This is a genomic window from Oleiphilus sp. HI0132, from assembly GCF_001635845.1.
Map to the genome: position 1 here is coordinate 1 of NZ_LWGJ01000693.1, position 3,203 is coordinate 3,203.

Below are 3,203 nucleotides of genomic sequence, written 5' to 3' on the forward strand. Positions count from 1 at the left end.
GCTGAAAAAGATGGTAAGCGCTGCTGCTTCCGCTGAATAAGTTGTACTTTAGCCGACTTTAATCTCGTCTCAAGGTCGGCTCTCTTCTTCTTTTTTTGTGTTCTAGTTATTTACTGATGTTTTTGTTTTGGTAGATGATGAAAGGAATGTCATATTTGTACCCTTTTTGAATATCTTCATGAGGTGGCGTTGGGAAAGGGCTCGCTCTATAAGCCGCTTGTAACGCTAATTCATCTATTTTCATAATTCCACTAGGCTCTTTTATCAAAGCGTTTTTTATTGCTCCATTGGGGAATAAGCGAAGCGTTATTGTATAGGCAACTTCTTTACGTTTGTGAGTGTTCATTACCGCATGAAAAGGGTCGTATAGAGAGTCCTTCCTGAGTGCGCTCAAAAGTAAAATCTCGTAGTCGCTGAGTTGCTCAAGTTCCTTGCTCGAGACTTGTTTTGTCTGGCTGGGTTTAAGGCTTTGCTTATCGCGGCTGAAAATATTTTGTAATCCGTGAATTGCCGTGCTTGGATTAGATCCACGAAAAGCAGGGCTGTCTAGCCGAGTGTGTTTGTCCGACAGCTTCTTCACGGCATTTTGATTAGGACTTAGGCTGCCTTTTGATGAGGAGTCACGTTTAGTTTGGGTGTCGCTTTTAAATTGCGATTGGTTAAGTGTCGCTAAATATTCTTGTGCTGCGCGTGAGTTTTCTTCGGCGCTAAGTGATGAGCTTGAAAATTGCGAGCTTCTGTCTGCAGATACTAGCTTGAAGGGGATAGTCTTTTCCTTGGTTTCAAGGAATGATATGTCGAGCCAGTAGATCAATAGGGCCAAGATTGTGTGAATCAAAATGGCAGCGAAAGCCGCTAAGCTGAGCCGAAGACTTTGGTTGCTCTCGGTATTCACAAATTAGAGTGTACTTGCTTTCTGGCTTAGGCTACTGGTTAGTGCGTTCATGGCTCTATCAATTAGCAGTCCTTGCTCTAGAACAATTACGTGCTTCCTTTTTAGATCATTCGCCAGGTCGGTTTTGGTTTTTTCACAAGACTTTAGCCCCATGCGATTGACGAAAATATAGCTATCTGCATCATTGATGACCGCTGACAGCTTGCATCGCTGTTTGCTATCGTTGTTTGTAAACTCAAACCAAGTGCCAACTTCAATTTGCTCAATTTGCTCAATATATTTATTTAAACTGGAGTCTATCGATGCTTGTTGGCGCTCAATTGCAGTTTCAGCCTTTGGCTCGTTCTCCTCATTTACAGGAGGAACAATATTATGACTCAAGTTAAATGAGTTTTGCTTAAATGTGTTTGTGAGTGTTGAGCGAATCTCGACAAGTGCCTGGTCAAGATCGGCTGTATTATAGGAAACTTCTTCAAGACCTGACTTAAGCTCTTTTAATACTTTAGGGGCAATGGCGATCCAGTACTGGCGATCTTTAGGTTTTTCAAACGGCTGCAAACACCAGATTAGGTTCTCGGCTGTTTTACAGCTGTGTTCCCACTGATGCTCTTCTTCGTCTTTCAGGTATGCTAGAAACATAACGCGACTCCAGCCACCGCGAATTGTTTCAAGGACTAAGTCAGGAATAGAAATTTGAGAGCTATCTAGCAATGAATCTAGCTTATCTTCGACACATTTTTGAGCTTGGCGAGACTTAATTTGGCCAATTTCAGATTCCTTTGTTCTTTGCTCGACAATCTTAGATTTCTTTTCTTCTTTTTTAACAAAAGCACTAAATTCTTCATATAGCTTTTCAAAAAGCTGGATATCGCCGGTAAAGTTATCAAGAATGTTCTGAACTGTATCAAAAATTGCCTGGTAATGCGCATCGCCTTTGTTTTGTGTTTCGTTCCAGCCTATACCTGCTTTAGCTAGCGAGTTGAGGAGCTTGCGGGCAGGGTGTTTGCTAGAGCTGAAGAAACTATTGTCTTTAATGACTACTTTGAGTATGGGTATTTGTAAGCGGCTAATGAGGACTTGTATCGGCGCAGCCAGATTATAATCCTCTAGAATAAATTCAAATAGCATTGAGACAAGGTTGATCAAGTCTTCATCTATTTGCTTAAATTTTGGTTGGGTTGTTGGCTGATCGCTGCCTTGGCTTAGTTGGGCTTTTAGCTGCTGATGAATATTAATAACCTTAGGGTCAGCGCTATTGTTAGTTGATGGCGCTATATCCTGGATGGCAGAGAGTAGCGATATTAAGTCTTGAGTGCTCACATATTGAGTGGGCAGGCCAGGATTGTCATCAGCACTGAGCGCTTGGGGGCCTAGATTATTACGAATATTTGCTAGTAAGTTTTGCAGCTGAGGTAGTACATTTGTAGTGTTTTGCTGCTTGGCAGTCGTGTCTTCGGAAGCATGCGTTGATTTATCATGTGGCGAAGAGGCAGTCTTGCTACCTTGCTTGGTGCGAGGTGCTTTTAGCGATGGCATAATGCCAAGGCGTATTAATGTTTTGTTGGCTTCGTCTAGCACAGGACCAAGGTTTGATAGAACATATCGATCAAATTGCTTAAAAACAATTAACCGCTCTTTTAACTCTATTTCAAGCACTTCACAGGCGCTTGTAAAGCTTTCTATTACGTCTTTTAAGCCTAGAGGAAGGTTTGCATCTTCATTGTTCTCGCAGCCGTATAGGTTGCAAATTCGAGTATGAAACTGAAGTAAAGGGCCTTGAAAATTTGCCTGGGCTTTAGTCGCCATAGATGATATCGCGACTTCCTCTTCGAGGTCGTCATTCTGAACTAGGCTTAGACTTTCAAAACCTTTCGGTTCGACTGGTGCGTTTAGTTTCGAAGAGGGAGTAAGAACTTGCTCAAGGGAAAACTGCGCTTCGATACTGGACTTAAAGTCATTCTCAATATTCTTGCGCTTAATGCGAATATCGCGCATTGCTTCAAAGAAGCGGTTTTGTTCATTGTTGTTTCTAGCATTGTTAGCAAGCTCGAAAAAAGAGTCATCTATGCCGTCAAACATGCCTTGCAGAAGGGCATGCATGTCTCTTACAACAATATTGCAAATTTTGAGAGCTTCAGCTGATCTTGCGTTATCGAGCCTGGAAGGTCGACTATTGCGATCTCCGATAAAGCTAACGCTAGATGACTTATTCATCGTCCTTTCCCGTATGCTGAATGACTTTCAATGCTTAACAAAAATAAAGGCACTGAACAAAAGCAGGTACATCTTACCCGCAATATAAAAATTA

2 protein-coding genes are annotated in these 3,203 nt (G+C 41.9%); both read right to left on the reverse strand.

Going from position 1 to position 3,203, the window contains the following annotated elements; all coding sequences use genetic code 11:
* Positions 1 to 106: 106 nt before the first annotated feature.
* Positions 107 to 895 carry an energy transducer TonB gene (locus A3766_RS08265; RefSeq protein ID WP_068513268.1) on the reverse strand — a complete coding sequence of 263 codons (789 nt, stop codon included), beginning with the start codon at positions 893 to 895 and terminating at the stop codon, positions 107 to 109.
* A 3-nt stretch (positions 896 to 898) separates the two neighbouring features.
* A complete protein-coding gene (locus A3766_RS08270) occupies positions 899 to 3,109 on the reverse strand; it encodes a DUF1631 domain-containing protein (protein ID WP_068638600.1) in 2,211 nt (736 codons plus the stop codon).
* Positions 3,110 to 3,203 lie beyond the last annotated feature (94 nt).